Source organism: Propioniciclava soli (assembly GCF_014858005.1).
In the GTDB taxonomy this organism is placed as follows: Bacteria; Actinomycetota; Actinomycetes; order Propionibacteriales; family Propionibacteriaceae; genus Propioniciclava; species Propioniciclava soli.
The window spans coordinates 262,640-277,222 of sequence record NZ_JACYOT010000001.1; the positions used below are offsets into that span (position 1 = coordinate 262,640).

Below are 14,583 nucleotides of genomic sequence, written 5' to 3' on the forward strand. Positions count from 1 at the left end.
TTGCTACATGGCCCGCAACGAGGAACGTCGCTCTGCTCTCGCCGATGCCGGGATTCGCGTGCTGGCGGAGGAGGGTGCTCGTGGCCTGACCCATCGCGCGGTGGACGCCAGTGCTGGCGCTCCCCGCGGCACGGCGTCCAACTACTTCCCCACCCGGGACGCCCTCATCGCCGCACTGGTCGAACGCATCGAGGAACGCCTGACCCCCGACCCCGGTGCGATCCCATCGCGCGCGTCGCGGTTGCCCGATCGATCGCTGTTCGCCGACTATGTCCGCGACGTGGTGCGGCGGCTCAGCGCCGATCGGCACGTGGCGCTCGCGCTGCTCGAGCTGCGGCTCGAGGCGGCCCGCAGGCCGGCGGTGGCGAGAGCGCTCGGAACCTGGCGGCAGCGAGCCTTCGAGGGTGACGTCGAGTTCAATCACCGGTCTGGGCTCCCTGGCGGGCGCACCGAGATCGCTCTGATGCACCATGCCATCGACGGCCTCATGCTGGACCATCTCACCGTTCCACTCGAAACCGGATTGACGGTTGACGCAGCTGTGGACGCGCTCGTCGACAGGATCGTCCAGTCCTGACCGCCCCCGGTGGCTGCTTGCCGAGAGGGCGCCCGTGCGGTTAAACTTCGATGAACATCGAAGGAGTGACCCATGGACCTGGACGCACGTGTCCACCTGTTGAAGACCATCGCGGACGCCACGCGACTGCGCATCCTCGGGCTGCTCGCCGAGGAGCCGCGCAGCGGACGCCAGCTGGCCGAGGCCCTCGGGTTGGGCGCGCCGACGATCAGCCACCACATGGCGCGCCTGGTGGAGGTGGGCATCGTCCGCGTCACCCCGGACGGCACGCGGCGGCTCTACGCGCTCAACGCCGGTCTGCTGGACGCGGCGGCCGCGCCCGCGGCGACCGCCACGGTTGCCCCGATCGCCGACCCCGACCACGCGCGCCACGTCCGGATCTTCTTCGACGGGCCGCGCCTGCGCAGCATCCCCGCCAAGCGCAAGGCGCGCGTCAGCGTGCTGCTCGAGCTGTTGCGCCGCTTCGAGCCGGGGCGGCGCTACGCGGAGGCCGAGGTCAACGCGCTCCTGCGCGAGGCCCACGACGACGTCGCCTTCCTCCGCCGCGAACTCGTCGACTACCGCTACCTCGCGCGTGAGGGCGGTGTCTACTGGGTCAACCCTGACGTGCCCGACCGTGATGCCAACGAGGCCCAGGAGGTGCCCGCCGGTGAGGCGGCGTGGCTCGGTCAGCTGGTCCGTGGCGTTGTGGCAGGCTGACAGATGCACCGCTCATCGAACCGACGAAGGGATCCGCCGATGAACTGCCCCCGGTGTGGCAAGGTCATGGAGGAGGGACTCGTCCAGTCCACCGGCCACCTGGCCTGGGTTCGCGAACCGCGGCGCCTGTTGGCCTCGCTTGCTGAGGGTGACGTGCGGGTCGCCCGGTCGATCTTCGGGGCCGCCACGCTACCCGGGTACCTGTGCCGGGCGTGTGAGCTGGTCACGATCGCCTACGGCGAGGACGACCCCACCTGAGTCCAGGAGTCAGCCCCTCAGCTCTGGGTGATGCGCCGGCGGTTGACGAATTGCTCGCGGGCGTAGGTGCCGACGGCCAGCGTGCTGAAGGCGTCCAGGGTGCCGCCGACGCCGCCGCCGATCAGCGGGATGCGCCGAGCGATGAGGACGGCCGCGTGCCGGCCCCCGATGCGGGAGGCGAGCTCGGCGAACACCTTCTCGCACACCACCTGGTCGAGTGAGGCGTCGAACACGGGTGCGGTCGCGATCACGAGCGGGCTGGCCGGCAGCACGTCCGCGTCCATGAGGCGCTGGGTGCCCTCCGCCCCCATGAGGCACAGGGTGAGCGCCGTGCGAACGCTGGGGGAGTCGATGTCGTAGCCGCGCAGGTGGGCGATGGCGGCCACAAGGCGGATCTGCAGCACGGCCACGCCGGCGATGTTTGTTGGCAGGGCGACCGCCAGGGTGGCGAGACCGCCGATATTGGTCACGACGCCCTGGGCCGTCGCGAGCCCCACATGCGTGCGCACCAGGGCGTCCAGGGCGTCCTCGACGCCGTTGCGCTTGACGAGGTGGTTCGCAGCCGTCGCCTTCGCGCCGGGCACGACCCCCATCCCGTTGATCGCGGTCTCCAGGAGCTGGCGCAGCACGTTGCCGCCCATCTCCGGGCCGCGCGCCGCCAGCGTCTTGCTGACGTCCCGTGCGTTGGCCATGGCCCAAGGCTAGGCGCAACGCCGGCGTCCGCCCAACGAGGGCTTCCCCCATGCGACCCTGAACCGGTGCCACACTGCGCCCATGAGGTTGTCGGGCGTCTTCGGGCCGTGGCGCGAATGGCCCGACCAGGACCTCATCGCCCTGTCGTCCGAGTTCGACGCCGACCTGGTCGCGGAGGCCTACCTGGCGGGTGCGTTCCCCATGCCGCTGCACGACGCCGGTCTGCCGCCGGACGCCATGGGCTGGTGGTCGCCCGTGCACCGCGGCATCCTCCCGCTGGACGACGTGCGCGTCACCCGGTCGCTGCGCCAGTCGGCGAAGCGGTACAGCGTCACGGTGGACGCGGCCTTCGACGAGGTCATCGCCCGCTGTGCCGACCCGTCGCGTCCGTTGGGGTGGATCGACGAGGCCGTCGTCGGCGTCTACACCGAGCTGCACCGGCTGGGCGTGGCCCACTCCGTGGAGGCCTGGACGCCGGCCGGCGACCTGGCCGGGGGGCTGTACGGCGTCGGGTTCGGAGGGCTCTTCGCGGGGGAGTCGATGTTCCACGACCCGGTGATCGGGCGGGACGCCTCCAAGGTCGCGCTGCTCGGGCTGTGCGAGGTGCTGGACGACGGGGTGGACGGCCGGCTGCTCGACGTGCAGTGGGTCACGGGCCACCTCGCCTCGCTGGGCGCCGTGGAGGTCGACCGGGTGGACTACCTCCGGCTGCTCGCCGACGCCCTCGACCTGCCGGCCCCCGCCTGGGGGGCAGGTTAGGCTGGTCGCCACGTCGAGGACGAAGGGGTGGTGGCCGTGCCCGAGATGCCCGAGGTGGAGGGGCTGCGCGCGTTCCTGGCCGAGCGGCTGGTCGGCGCCACGGTGACGCGGGCCGAGCTCGCCGCCTTCAGCGCGTTGAAGACGTTCACGCTCCCGCTCTCCGCCCTCCTGGGGCAGGAGATCACCGCGGTGCAGCGACGCGGCAAGTTCCTCTGCCTCGATGTCAGCGGTACGTGGCTGGTGTTCCATCTGGCCCGGGCGGGCTGGTTGCGCTGGTACGAGCAGGCGCCCGCCAGCCCGGCCAAACCGGGCAAGGGACCCCTGGCCCTCCGCCTCGTCGCGGAGCCCGCCGGCGGGTTCGACCTCACCGAGGCGGGCACGCAGAAGCACCTGGCGCTGTACGTGGTCGCCGACCCGGGCGAGGTGCCGGGCATCGCCCGGTTGGGGCCCGACCCGCTGGCCGACGACTTCGACGAGGCCGCGTTCGGTGCAGTGCTGGCCGAGCACGCCCGCACCCAGATCAAGGGTCTGCTGAAGGATCAGTCGCTGCTCGCCGGCGTCGGCAACGCCTACTCCGACGAGATCCTCCAGGCGGCAAAGCTGAGCCCGTTCAAACTGGCCGGCAGCCTGACGGGGGAGGAGACGTCCGCGCTGTACGCGGCCGTGCGGAAGGAGCTCACGGCGGCGATCGGGCGGGCCGTCGGCCTGCCGCCGGCCGAGCTCAAGGACGGCAAGCGCTCCTCCTTGCGCGTCCACGGACGCAAGGGTGAACCCTGCCCCGTGTGCGGCACGGTCGTCGCCGAGGTGAGTTTCGCTGACAGTTTCCTCAACTACTGCCCCGGCTGCCAGACCGGCGGCAAGCTCTTGGCAGATCGGCGCCTTTCCAAGCTGTTGAAATAGCAACCACCCGCGGGGGCGGAGGATTCCCCCGTGCGGGGACGTTTCGCCACGCAATGGGCGGCGTAGACTCCCTTTCCAGCGCCCGGACGGGCCTGGTCAATGTGTCTCCATGCTGGAGATGCGGGGGGAATTACCATGAAATCGTCTGTCGCGCGGCTCATTGCTGCGTTCATTGCCATGTCGTTGGCCGTGCTCACCGCGTTGCCGGCGCACGCCGCCACCCAGCGATTCAGTGACGTCCCGGAGCACGCCCAGTTCTTCAACGAGATCAACTGGCTGGCCGCCTCCGGCATCACGACCGGTTACCCAGACGGCACGTATCGGCCGCTCGACCCGGTGAACCGGGACGCCATGGCGGCTTTCCTGTACCGCCTGCACGAATCGCCCGAGTTCGACACCCCGGGGCAGACGTTCTCCGACGTGCCCATGGGGCTGCAGTTCCACCACGAGATCGAGTGGGTGGCGGCCGAGGGCATCGCCACCGGGTACCCGGACGGGACGTACCGGCCGCTCGATCCGGTCAACCGCGACGCCATGGCGGCGTTCCTGTTCCGCATCTACTGCCACGGCGGCGTGTACGAGCCCACCGGGCAGACGTTCACGGATGTGACGCCTGACAACCAGTTCTACACAGAGATCGAGTGGCTGGCGTCCACGGGCATCACCACGGGCTGGGTGGCGCCGGACGGGTCCAAGACGTTTCGGCCCACGGCGCCGATCGCCCGTGACGCGATCGCCGCGTTCTTGTTCCGGGCCGTGCAGCGCTTCGGCATCCCGCCGCTGTTTCCGGACTCCCCGGCCGCCGTCACCGGGTTGACGGCCACGGTCACCGGCTCCGACGTGGTGCTCAGCTGGAACCCCAGCCCCGAGCGCGACGTCATCCGCTATGACCTGTATCGGGGGCAGAACGACATCGACCCGACGTTTGGCCCGGTGGAGGTCACGGAGTCGACGTACACCGACACGACCGCCCCGGCGGGCGACACGCACTACTGGGTCATCGCGGTCTCGCGGTACGGCGTCGTGTCCGAGCCGGCGACGCTCTGGGTCACCGTCGGCTGAGCGAACAATTCATCCCCCCTTGAGGGGACGTGTGCGACGAACCGGGCCGCGGTAGCGTCGAGGGTGGCGCCGCAATGGGCGCAACGGCCCGTGGGGCCAAGGGGGGAAAACTTCATGATCAACGTTCGGGCGCATCTGCGCGCCCTCATTCTCACGCTCAGTGTGGCACTGGGATTCACCCTGGTGGGTGTTTCTCCGGCCTCGGCGGCATCGCGATTCGCCGACGTCGGTGACGACAACATGTATGCCACCGAAATTGCTTGGTTGGCCGACAGTGGCATCGCCACGGGCTGGCCCGACGGCACCTTCCGGCCCTACGCCCCTGTGGCGCGTGACGCCATGGCCGCCTTCTTGTACCGCCTGTTCGACGAGCCGGAGTTCACCCCCACGGGGCAGACGTTCTCCGACGTGGCTCCCGACAACCAGTTCTACCGCGAGATCGAGTGGCTGGCCGCGTCGGGCATCGCCACGGGCTGGCCCGACGGCACGTTCCGCCCCTACGAGCCGGTGAACCGGGACGCGATGGCCGCCTTCCTCCACCGCGCCTGGGGGGCGCCCTCGTACACGGCATCGGGGGACGTCTTCACCGACGTGGCATCCCAGAACCAGTACGTGACCCAGATCGAATGGCTGGCCGACGCCGGCATCAGCACCGGGTGGCCCGACGGCACGTTCCGCCCCGTCCAGCCGATCGCCCGCGACGCCATCGCCGCCTTCCTGTACCGCGCCGTCACGACGCTCGGCCGCCCGGGTCCGCTCGTCGCCGACCCGCTCGCGGACGCCGACGTGGTCGTTGCCGCCGACGGCTCCGGCGACGTCACCACCGTCGCCGAGGCCATCGCGCAGGCGCCGTCCGACACTTCGGCGTGGCGCATCGGCATCCGCCCCGGCACCTACCGCGAGGTCGTGCAACTGCGCCGCTCCAACGTCACCCTGCTGGGCGGCGGGGGGTCTCCCGCCGATGTGGTCATCACCTACGACAACGCCGCGGGGACGCCCAAGCCGGACGGCTCCGGCACCTACGGCACCACCGGCAGCGCCACCATGCTCATCACGGGCAACGACGTCACGGTGCGCAACCTCACCATCGAGAACGCGTTCGACGAGGCCGCCCACGACTACGCCTCGGAGCAGGCCGTCGCGTTGAAGACCCAGGGCGACCGCCTCGTGTTCGACACGGTGCGCCTCCTCGGTGACCAGGACACCCTGTACGCCGACTCACCCGCCGCGGGCCGGCTCGCGCGCTCCTACTACGTGAACTCTTTCATCGAGGGGGATGTGGACTTCATCTTCGGCCGGGGCACCGCGGTGTTCGACCGGAGCACGCTCCACGCGAGCGACCGCGGCAGCACGAGCAACAACGGCTACGTGACGGCGGCCAGTACCGACGTGTCGCTGCCGTACGGCTTCCTCATCACCGACTCGACCATCACCTCCGACGCGCCGGCGGGCACGTTCCACCTCGGCCGTCCCTGGCAGCCGAGCGGGGACGCGCAGGCCATCGCCCAGGTCGTCGTGCGCAACACGGTGCTCCCGGACGCCATCGCGCCGGCCCCCTGGACCGACATGACCAGCACCTTCTCCTGGCGCAACGCCCGGTTCGCCGAGTACGGCAACACGGGCCCGGGGGCGGTCGTGAACGCCGACCGGCCGCAGCTCACGACCGTCGAGGCGGCGGACCACACGAAGTTCACCTACCTCGCCGGCCCCGACGGGTGGAACCCGACCGGTGAGCAGCCCCCGGCCGACGTGACGGCGCCGGCCACCCCCACCGGGCTGGCGGCGGAGGCGTCCGACGGCAGCGTGGTGCTGACCTGGCAGCCGGTCACGGACGCCGACCTGGCCGGCTACACCCTCTACCGCGTCGAGGGCGCCGGTCCGGTGGATCTCGCCTCGGCGACGGCCGTGGCCACCGATCTCACCGACACCTCCTTCCGCGACCGCGGGGTCGTGAACCAGACGTCCTACACGTGGGTGGTCACGGCGGTGGACGCCGCCGGCAATGCGTCGGCGCCCTCCGCGGCGGTCACCGCCACGCCGGTCGGGGCCGTCCTGCCGGCGCACGACGTGCTGGTCGCCGCCGACGGCTCGGGGGACTACACGACGGTGCAGGACGCGCTCGACGCGACGGCACCGGGCACGGCGTCCGACCCGGTGGTCATCGCGATCAAGCCCGGGGTGTACCACGAGCTGGTCACGGTGGCGCAGTCGCACCTCACGCTGCTGGGCACCACGGGGAAGGCCGCAGATGTCGTGCTGACCTACGACAACGCCTCGGGGACGCCCACCGCCGGCGGGGGCACCCTCGGCACGTCGAAGAGCCAGAGCGTGAAGATCACCGGCAGCGACGTGACGGTGCGCGACCTGACGATCGAGAACGCATTCGACGAGGCGGCCCACGACTACCAGGCCGAGCAGGCCGTCGCCCTGCACACCACCGGCGACCGGTTGGTGTTCACCGACGTCCGGCTGCTCGGCAACCAGGACACGCTGCTCGCCAACTCCCCGGACGCCGACGTCGTGTCGCGGGTGTACTTCTACGACTCCTACATCGAGGGCGACGTGGACTTCATCTTCGGCCGGGCGACCGCGGTGTTCGACGCGAGCACGATCCACGCGCTGAGCCGCGGCAGCAACTCCAACAACGGCTACCTCACCGCCGCCAGCACGTCCGACCAGAACCCGTTCGGGTTCCTGGTGGTCAACTCGAGGGTGACCTCCGACGCGCCCGCCGGGACGGTGTCGCTCGGACGCCCCTGGCGCGGCTGGGGTGACGGCTACACGAAGGGCGGTGTCGTGTACAACAGCCGGGGCCAGGTGACGTTCCGCAACACCGAGCTCTCGGTGGCGATCCGCACGGCCCAGCCGTGGGCCGACATGACCCCGCTGGCGTGGACCGACGGCCGCTTCGCCGAGTTCGGCAACACCGGCGCCGGTGCGGCGATCGTCGATCCGGCGACCCGGCCGCAACTGACCGACGCCGAGGCGTCCGACGCCACACCCCGGGCCTACCTGGCCGGGTCCGACGGGTGGGATCCCGTTCTGGGCTGATCGGGGCATTCGTCACTAGACTCCTCGCGACGTGGGTGGGGAGGAGCGGCGGATGCGGGTGGCCATCCAGGGTGACATCGGTCAGCCCGTCTACCACGTCGGGGACGAGGCCATGGTGCACGGTGCCCTCGACAAGCTGGGCGCCCGCGGAGTGACCGACGTCGTGCTGCTGACGCGCGACCTCGACCACACCCGCCGGCACTTCGGCCCCGGGGTCGACGTCGCGCGCACCCTGGTGTTCCCCTGGCCGCCGGTCGATCGCGAGCGCTACCTGGCCGAGATCAAGGCCGTCATGGCCGGCCAGCCCGACGTGCTGCCCGCGCACGACCAGGTGTTCGGCGTGATCGAGACGCTCCGCGGCGTCGACGCGCTGTTCATCGCCGGGGGCGGCAACATGAACTCCCGCTACGGCTGGCTGCTGTACGAGCGCGCGGCGATGGCGCACATCGCGGTCGCTCTGGGCAAGCAGGTGGTCATCGGCGGGCAGACGCTCGGTCCGGAGCTTTCGGACGCCGACCGCTCGACGCTGGCCAACCTGCTCCGCAACGCCTCCCTGGTCGGGCTGCGGGAGGACGCCTCCCTCCGCCTCGCCCGGGAGCTGACGCCGGACCACCCGGGGCTCCGGCCGTGTTTCGACGACGCCAGCGAGCTGCCCGACCCGCCCGTGCCGGTGCCCGAGCGGCGTCCGGCGCCCTTGGCCGCGACGTTCGCCGCGCCCGAGGGCGTCGAGCGTGACGCGGCGGCCCGCGCCTACGCCCGCCTGCTGGACGCGGCAGCGCGCCGGGTGGGGGCGCCGGTGCTCTTCGTGCCCCACATGGCCACGCCGGGTGAGGGGGACGGCGACGAGGCCTTCCACGCCGAGATCGCGGCGCACCTGACCGTGGGGCACGAGCTGGCGCCGGTGGCGTCCGCCCTTGAGAGCGCCGCGGTGGCGGCCCGCGCCCGGGGTGTCCTGACCTCGCGCTACCACCCGGTCGTGTTCGCGTTGAGCGACGGGGTGAGCGTCCTGGCCGTGGTGCCGGACGAGTACGGGCGCGTCCGCATTGAGGGGGCCTTCGGGCGCGTCGGCAGGGAGCCGGCCGTGATCGGGCTCGACGACCTGATCGCCGCCCCCACCGTCCGGTCGTCGTGGCTGGCGCCGCTGGAACGCAGCGCCACTCCGGCCCCCCACCTCGCCACCGTGCACGCGCAGTGGTGGGACGACATGGCCCACGCGCTGGGCTCGGACGGCGGTCGGCGCCGCAAGCTGGCGCGGCACTGGCTCCGCAGCCGCCGCCACGACGCCCGCCGCCTCTATCGCCGGCTGCGGGGCGGGGGCTGACAAGATGGGCCCCCGGCCCCGGCGTTGTTTGTTAGCGTGCGAGGCACCAACCTCTTCGAGAAGGCGAGTCCCATGCAGCGTTCCCTCCCCGGCCTCGCGGCCGGGCTGGTGACCGTCAGCCTCCTGACGGTCGTGCCGGCCCCGCCGGCCACGGCGGCGACGCGGATCAGCCCCATGGCCGCCGCTTCGACCGTGGCATCCGGCGCCGCGGCATCCCTCCTGTCGGACGGCGTGATCTTGACCGACTACCGGGTCGAGTGCGTGGGTGCGCGCGCGGTCGTCACCCTGGCGTTCGTGAACGTCACCGGCGCGGACGCCGCCGGCAGCTACGCCCTCACCGCCCCGGACGCGCTGCCCGCGGTTCAGGTGGCGGTGGACGTGCCCGTCACCGAGGACCCGGCCGAACCCACCGTCGTGACGGCCACGGCCCCGCGGGGCGCTTTCCGCGTCTGGGACACCTCGAATCCGTCCGAGCACTTCTACACCCCCTCGCTGTACGGCCGTGACTGCGCCGCAGGCTTCGGCTTCAGCGACCTCTACGACGGGCTCCAGTTCTCCACCGAGATGGACTGGACGGCGTGGGCAGGCATCTCCACGGGCTACCCGGACGGTACGTACCGCCCCTTCGAGCCGGTGGAACGCGGCGCGATGGCCGCCTTCCTCCATCGCCTCTCCGGGAGCCCCGACGTCACCGTGCCCGCCACCCCGACCTTCACCGACGTGCCCCGCTCCCACCCCTTCTTCCGCGAGATTGAGTGGATGGCGTCAACCGGCGTCACGACGGGGTACGGCGACGGCACCTACCGGCCGGACGCCCCGGTCAACCGTGACGCCATGGCCGCCTTATTCTCCCGCCTGAGCGAGCGGAGCGGGTTCGACGGCTACCCCCCGCGGGACGTCTCGCCGTTCGGCGACGTGACGCCGGACACCCAGTTCTACGCGGAAATGGCGTGGATGTACGACGCGGGAATCTCCACCGGTTACCCCGACCGGACGTACCGACCGGTGACCCCGGTGCTGCGCGACGCCATGGCGGCCTTCATGTACCGCTACGTCGACCTGGTCACCCCACCCGCGTGAGCACCGCCAGGGCGGCAGCCCGGTGGCGCCACCTCGGTGAGCGCGGCTGGACCCACGACGGACGCCTGGGGCTGCGACTCATCGTGACGAGCTGCCTGACCACGATCGTGGTCGGGTTGCTGGGCCCGTCGCCGGTCACGTTGAACGTCGGGCCGGCGTCCAGCCCGCTGCCGCCCTGGTTCATCCCCACCGAGGTGGGGGAGCGCCTCGGGCTGCCGCTCTCGGAGTGGGTCGTGGTGCCCGCGCTGTGGGTGGGTCTGTTGGTGGGGGCGGTCGGTCTGCTGGTGTGTTGGCGGGCGATCGAACTGGGCTGGCGTCCGTCCATCCACCGCCTGTTCGGCCTCGGTGCGGCCCTGACGGTGGGCACCGCGCTGGTGCCGCCGCTGACCAGCGCCGACGTGTTGATGTATGCCGCCTACGGCCGGCTGCAGCGCCAAGGCCTGAACCCCTACCAGATCACGCCCGCGGAGATCTTCCGGCAGTCCTACGACCCGGTGTTGGTGTGGACCGAGCGGCCGTGGCAGGACACGCCGAGCGTGTACGGCCCGATCGCGTCGGCCACCCAGTGGCTGGCCAACCTGCTGGGCGGCGACTCGATGCACGCGGTCGTGTTCTGGCTGCAGGTGATGAACACCGTGCCGTTCCTGGTGATCTGTGCGGTGATGATCAAGCTGGCTCACGGCAACGCCGCGGTGCAGACGCGCTCGGTGCTGTTCACCGTCCTCAACCCGCTGCTGATCTGGGCTGTGATCGCCGGCGCGCACAACGAGGCGCTCACGTTGGTGTTCGCCGTCATCGCGCTGTGGTTCGTGCGGCGCTCGGCGTTCGTCACGGGCATCTTCATTGGGCTGGGCGGCGCGGTCAAGGTGTCGTTGGTCTTCTACGGTCTGGCCCTCATCTGGGGCTACCGGCACGACTGGCGCAAGGTGGTGGCCCTGTGCGCCGGGGCCCTGCTGCCCATCGCCATCCTCTACGGGGTGTTCGCCCCCGAGGCGCTGCTCGCCGCGGGCCGCAACACCGGGTACATGTCGGGCGGCTCCTGGGCGCCGTGGCTGCACCAGGTGCTCGCCTGGATCCTGGGCCCGGGGCCCGCCTTCAGCATCACCGCGGCCGTCGCCTGGGTGGGGCTCGTGGTGATCGCCTGGATGCTCTCCCGCGTGCTGCCCTGGCACCCCGCCCCCGGGGCCATCGGCCCGGCGGAGCGGGATCCGCTCACCATTGCGCTCCGCACGGCGGTGATCCTGTGCACCGCCTGGCTCGTGACGTCGCCGTACACGCTCGCGTGGTACGACCTCATCGTCTGGGTGCCGCTGGCGCTCATGGTGCCGAACCGCCTCGACTGGCTCCTCGTGCTGCGCGGCACCGCGCTGAGTGTGGCCTACGTGACGGGGCGCACCGTGGGGTTCAGCGACGAGATGCTGTTCCTCGGGGCGGTGGTCGTCCGCGACACGCTGTGCACCGCGGTGCAGTGGTTCGTGCTGGCGGCGATCATCCACTGGTTTTGGACGCGGAACCGGCAGTGGCCGTCGCGCGCCTTCGTCGCCGGCGGTGTCGCCGACCTGCTGCGCGGGACGGCCCGGCCCCCGCGCGTGCGGGCGGTGCGGCGGCCCTAGACTGCTGCGGTGCTCGGATACTTCGGCCCTGCGGGAACCTTCACCCACCAGGCGCTGCGGCGCATCACGACGGAGGAGGCGCTGCCGTTCGCCACGGTGCCACGGGCGCTGGACGCGGTGCGCGACGGTGAGGTGACCGCCGCGCTGGTGCCGATCGAGAACTCCGTCGAGGGCGGCGTCACGGCCACGCTGGACAACCTGGCCTCGGGGCGTCCGCTGGTGATCGCGCAGGAGGTGATCATGCCGGTGTCGTTCGTCTTGGCGGTGCGGCCCGGCACGGCGCTGGGTGACGTCCGCCGCGTCCTCACCCACCCCCACGCCCACGCGCAGACGCGGGCCTGGGTCGCCGGCCACCTGCCCGGTGCGCTCGTCACCGAGGGGGGCTCGACGGCGTCCGCCGCCCAGGAGGTGGCCGATCCCGAGAGCCGGCATGACGCGGCGATCTGCGCCGCCGTGGCCGCAGAGCTCTACGGGCTGGAGGCGGCGGCGTCCGACATCGCGGACAACACGGACGCCGTGACGCGCTTCGTGCTCGTCCGGCTACCGGGGGAGACGCCCGCGCCGACGGGGGCCGACAAGACGACGCTGGTGGCCTACATGCACGCCGACCGCTCGGGCGCCCTGCTGGAGATCCTCGAGCAGTTCGCGATGCGCGGGGTGAACCTGACCCGTATCGAGAGCCGCCCGACGAAGAAGGCCTACGGCGAGTACTGCTTCTCGATCGACGCGGAGGGGCACGTTGGCGAGCCCCGCATGCGCGGCACGCTCAAGGGGCTGCACCGGGTGTGCCGCGAGGTGACGTTCTTGGGCAGCTACCCGCGCGCCGACGGCGTCCGCCCCAAGATCGCCCGCGGCTTCACCGCGGCCGATTACGACGCCGCCGAACACTGGATGGACGACCTGCTCGGCCGCCCGCACCGCGCCTGAGCGCTTACGACCGGGGTGTGCTGGCCGGTGTCATCACGCGCACGGCGCCGGGGACGATGGTGGCCTCCAGGCGGCGGCACTCGCCGACGGCGTCGCCGTCGAGCTGGTAGGCGACGGGCTCGGACGTCTCGATGACGAGCGTCTTCGCCTGGGCGCGGTGGACGCCGCGGGTGTCGGACTTCGTGAGCATGCTCGTGGCCATGGCGGCCCATTCGCCCACGTTCTGGGGGGTCGCGACGAGGATGTCGAGGAGCCCGTCGTCGGGGCTCGCGTCCGGGGCCACGTCGAGCTGGCCCTGGATCTGGCCCACGTTCGCGATGAGCACCATGGAGGCCGTCACCTGTTCGGGGGTCTTGGTGTCGGCCTCCAGGCGCGCGTCGAACGGCGGCCGGTTGAGCGCGTTCGCGGCGGCGACCACGTAGGCGGCGGGGCCGACGACCTTCTTCAGGTCCTCGTTCGTGTCACCCATGATCGCGGCGTCGGTGCCCATGCCGGCCATCACGGCGGACGCCTCCGCAGCCTGGTCGTCGGCCTTGATCTCGACGAGGTCGATGGTGCGGGGCGTGCCGTCGAAGGCCGTGGTGAGCGCGTCGGCCATGTCGAGGGGGACGTGCAGGTTGCGGGCCAGGAGGTTGCCGGTGCCGGCGGGCAGAATCGCGACGGGTGTCGAGGAGCCCGACATGGCGCCGCACACGGCGCGCACGGTGCCGTCCCCACCGGCCACCATCACCAGGTCGGCCTTGCGCCGCAGGGCGCGCCGGGTGGCGGACTCGCCGGGGTTGTCGGCCTCGGTCTCCAGCCACAAGGGCACCTGCCAGCCGCGCTCGGCGCACTCGCCCTGCACGTGGCGGCGGAAGACGACGGGGTCGGGGATCTTCGTGGGGTTGTAGATGACGGCGGCCAGGCGGGTGGGCTTGTCGTCCTTGGTCGCGGCCCGCGTGAGCTCCGGGAGCTTGCCCACGTGAACGCCGGCGAGGGCGAGAGCCAGCGAGGCCAATGCGCCCCCGAGGAACCCGCCGCCGATGATGTCGGTGAGGTGGTGGGCGCGCAGGGCCCAGCGGTCGTAGGCGATGAACCACCACACGATCGTCAGGCCGCCGGCCGCGAGCCAGATGAAGAGGTGACGCTGGCGAACGAGGATCAGGCCGGCGACGAGCAGGACGCACAGCACGGTGAGGGCGGCCATGTGCGCCGAGGGGTAGGAGTACCCCTCGGCGGTGATCAGCGGGGGCACGCCGGCCGGGCGGGGCCGCGCGAAGAGGGCCTTGAGGCCCTGGTAGGCGCCGAACGTGAACGGGATGGCCAGGCCTGCGGCCCAGGCGAGGTTGTTCAGCCGGCGGCGCGAGGCCCAGAACGCCAGGAGGGCCAGCCCGACGAACTGGACGACCGGCACGGTCACCACCGCGATCGCGGCCAGCACCTGACCCCAGGGCGAGGCCGGATCGACGCCCGGGCCATCGGAGAGTGCGTCCAGACCCGCGAGCGCCGACGTGCCCAGGGTCAGCCACGTCCACAGGATGAACAAGGCGGTCGTGACAAGGAAGAACACGTGGGCGGGGCCGATCTTCGCGCGCATGCCCCCAGTGTGGCACCCGGGGCCGACAGTCCGCGTGACGGGGCCCGTTCTGGACGCGCCGTGGCGC

At 71.7% G+C, this 14,583-nt stretch carries 13 protein-coding genes; 11 read left to right on the forward strand and 2 right to left on the reverse strand.

The genetic code is table 11. The features are described from left to right. Window positions 1-7 precede the first annotated feature (7 nt). From IFY26_RS01180 to IFY26_RS01190, 3 genes are all read left to right on the forward strand, one after another. On the forward strand, window positions 8-577 hold the full coding sequence (locus IFY26_RS01180; RefSeq protein ID WP_232547177.1) for a TetR/AcrR family transcriptional regulator: 570 nt from the start codon (window positions 8-10) through the stop codon (window positions 575-577). Between the two features lie 72 nt (window positions 578-649). Further along, window positions 650-1,276 carry a DUF2087 domain-containing protein gene (locus IFY26_RS01185; RefSeq protein ID WP_232547178.1) on the forward strand — a complete coding sequence of 209 codons (627 nt, stop codon included), beginning with the start codon at window positions 650-652 and terminating at the stop codon, window positions 1,274-1,276. 39 nt (window positions 1,277-1,315) lie between these two features. Continuing rightward, window positions 1,316-1,534 carry a PF20097 family protein gene (locus tag IFY26_RS01190; RefSeq protein ID WP_232547179.1) on the forward strand — a complete coding sequence of 73 codons (219 nt, stop codon included), beginning with the start codon at window positions 1,316-1,318 and terminating at the stop codon, window positions 1,532-1,534. 17 nt (window positions 1,535-1,551) lie between these two features. Here the strand turns inward: IFY26_RS01190 and IFY26_RS01195 are convergent, their stop codons facing one another. Beyond that, window positions 1,552-2,226: an EcsC family protein gene (locus IFY26_RS01195; RefSeq protein ID WP_232547180.1), complete on the reverse strand. Its 675-nt coding sequence runs from the start codon at window positions 2,224-2,226 to the stop codon at window positions 1,552-1,554. Between the two features lie 82 nt (window positions 2,227-2,308). Between IFY26_RS01195 and aat the strand changes: the two genes are divergently transcribed. The 8 genes from aat (at window position 2,309) to pheA (ending at window position 12,940) form a co-directional block, all read left to right on the forward strand. Beyond that, window positions 2,309-2,986 (forward strand): leucyl/phenylalanyl-tRNA--protein transferase, encoded by a 678-nt coding sequence (aat, locus tag IFY26_RS01200; protein WP_232547181.1) that lies wholly within the window; start codon window positions 2,309-2,311, stop codon window positions 2,984-2,986. A gap of 45 nt (window positions 2,987-3,031) precedes the next feature. Further along, the gene (locus IFY26_RS01205; protein ID WP_269778998.1) at window positions 3,032-3,886 is read left to right on the forward strand and encodes an Fpg/Nei family DNA glycosylase; all 855 of its coding nucleotides are present in this window, start codon (window positions 3,032-3,034) and stop codon (window positions 3,884-3,886) included. Window positions 3,887-4,021: 135 nt separating this feature from the next. Continuing rightward, the gene (locus tag IFY26_RS01210; protein WP_232547183.1) at window positions 4,022-4,948 is read left to right on the forward strand and encodes an S-layer homology domain-containing protein; all 927 of its coding nucleotides are present in this window, start codon (window positions 4,022-4,024) and stop codon (window positions 4,946-4,948) included. Between the two features lie 114 nt (window positions 4,949-5,062). Beyond that, complete coding sequence (locus IFY26_RS01215) at window positions 5,063-7,999, forward strand: pectinesterase family protein (RefSeq protein ID WP_232547184.1); 2,937 nt, start codon at window positions 5,063-5,065, stop codon at window positions 7,997-7,999. Between the two features lie 52 nt (window positions 8,000-8,051). After that, a complete protein-coding gene (locus IFY26_RS01220) occupies window positions 8,052-9,320 on the forward strand; it encodes a polysaccharide pyruvyl transferase family protein (protein ID WP_232547185.1) in 1,269 nt (422 codons plus the stop codon). 72 nt (window positions 9,321-9,392) lie between these two features. Further along, entirely contained in the window at window positions 9,393-10,400 is a 1,008-nt protein-coding gene (locus tag IFY26_RS01225) for an S-layer homology domain-containing protein (protein WP_232547186.1), read from the forward strand. Next, complete coding sequence (locus IFY26_RS01230; protein ID WP_232547187.1) at window positions 10,397-12,013, forward strand: putative hexosyltransferase; 1,617 nt, start codon at window positions 10,397-10,399, stop codon at window positions 12,011-12,013. The genes IFY26_RS01225 and IFY26_RS01230 overlap by 4 nt, the downstream gene beginning before the upstream one ends. Before the next feature lie 9 nt (window positions 12,014-12,022). After that, window positions 12,023-12,940 carry a prephenate dehydratase gene (pheA, locus tag IFY26_RS01235; protein ID WP_232547188.1) on the forward strand — a complete coding sequence of 306 codons (918 nt, stop codon included), beginning with the start codon at window positions 12,023-12,025 and terminating at the stop codon, window positions 12,938-12,940. Window positions 12,941-12,944: 4 nt separating this feature from the next. Here pheA and IFY26_RS01240 read toward each other — a convergent pair whose 3' ends face one another. Beyond that, window positions 12,945-14,516: a bifunctional phosphatase PAP2/diacylglycerol kinase family protein gene (locus IFY26_RS01240; protein ID WP_232547189.1), complete on the reverse strand. Its 1,572-nt coding sequence runs from the start codon at window positions 14,514-14,516 to the stop codon at window positions 12,945-12,947. Window positions 14,517-14,583 lie beyond the last annotated feature (67 nt).

What these genes read in the sequence shown, in the direction of transcription:
- IFY26_RS01180 (WP_232547177.1), top strand. Translation starts at nt 8, where the DNA reads ATGGCCCGCAACGAGGAACGTCGCTCTGCTCTCGCCGATGCCGGGATT.
- IFY26_RS01185 (WP_232547178.1), top strand. Translation starts at nt 650, where the DNA reads ATGGACCTGGACGCACGTGTCCACCTGTTGAAGACCATCGCGGACGCC.
- IFY26_RS01190 (WP_232547179.1), top strand. Translation starts at nt 1,316, where the DNA reads ATGAACTGCCCCCGGTGTGGCAAGGTCATGGAGGAGGGACTCGTCCAG.
- IFY26_RS01195 (WP_232547180.1), bottom strand. Translation starts at nt 2,226, where the DNA reads ATGGCCAACGCACGGGACGTCAGCAAGACGCTGGCGGCGCGCGGCCCG.
- aat (WP_232547181.1), top strand. Translation starts at nt 2,309, where the DNA reads ATGAGGTTGTCGGGCGTCTTCGGGCCGTGGCGCGAATGGCCCGACCAG.
- IFY26_RS01205 (WP_269778998.1), top strand. Translation starts at nt 3,032, where the DNA reads ATGCCCGAGGTGGAGGGGCTGCGCGCGTTCCTGGCCGAGCGGCTGGTC.
- IFY26_RS01210 (WP_232547183.1), top strand. Translation starts at nt 4,022, where the DNA reads ATGAAATCGTCTGTCGCGCGGCTCATTGCTGCGTTCATTGCCATGTCG.
- IFY26_RS01215 (WP_232547184.1), top strand. Translation starts at nt 5,063, where the DNA reads ATGATCAACGTTCGGGCGCATCTGCGCGCCCTCATTCTCACGCTCAGT.
- IFY26_RS01220 (WP_232547185.1), top strand. Translation starts at nt 8,052, where the DNA reads ATGCGGGTGGCCATCCAGGGTGACATCGGTCAGCCCGTCTACCACGTC.
- IFY26_RS01225 (WP_232547186.1), top strand. Translation starts at nt 9,393, where the DNA reads ATGCAGCGTTCCCTCCCCGGCCTCGCGGCCGGGCTGGTGACCGTCAGC.
- IFY26_RS01240 (WP_232547189.1), bottom strand. Translation starts at nt 14,516, where the DNA reads ATGCGCGCGAAGATCGGCCCCGCCCACGTGTTCTTCCTTGTCACGACC.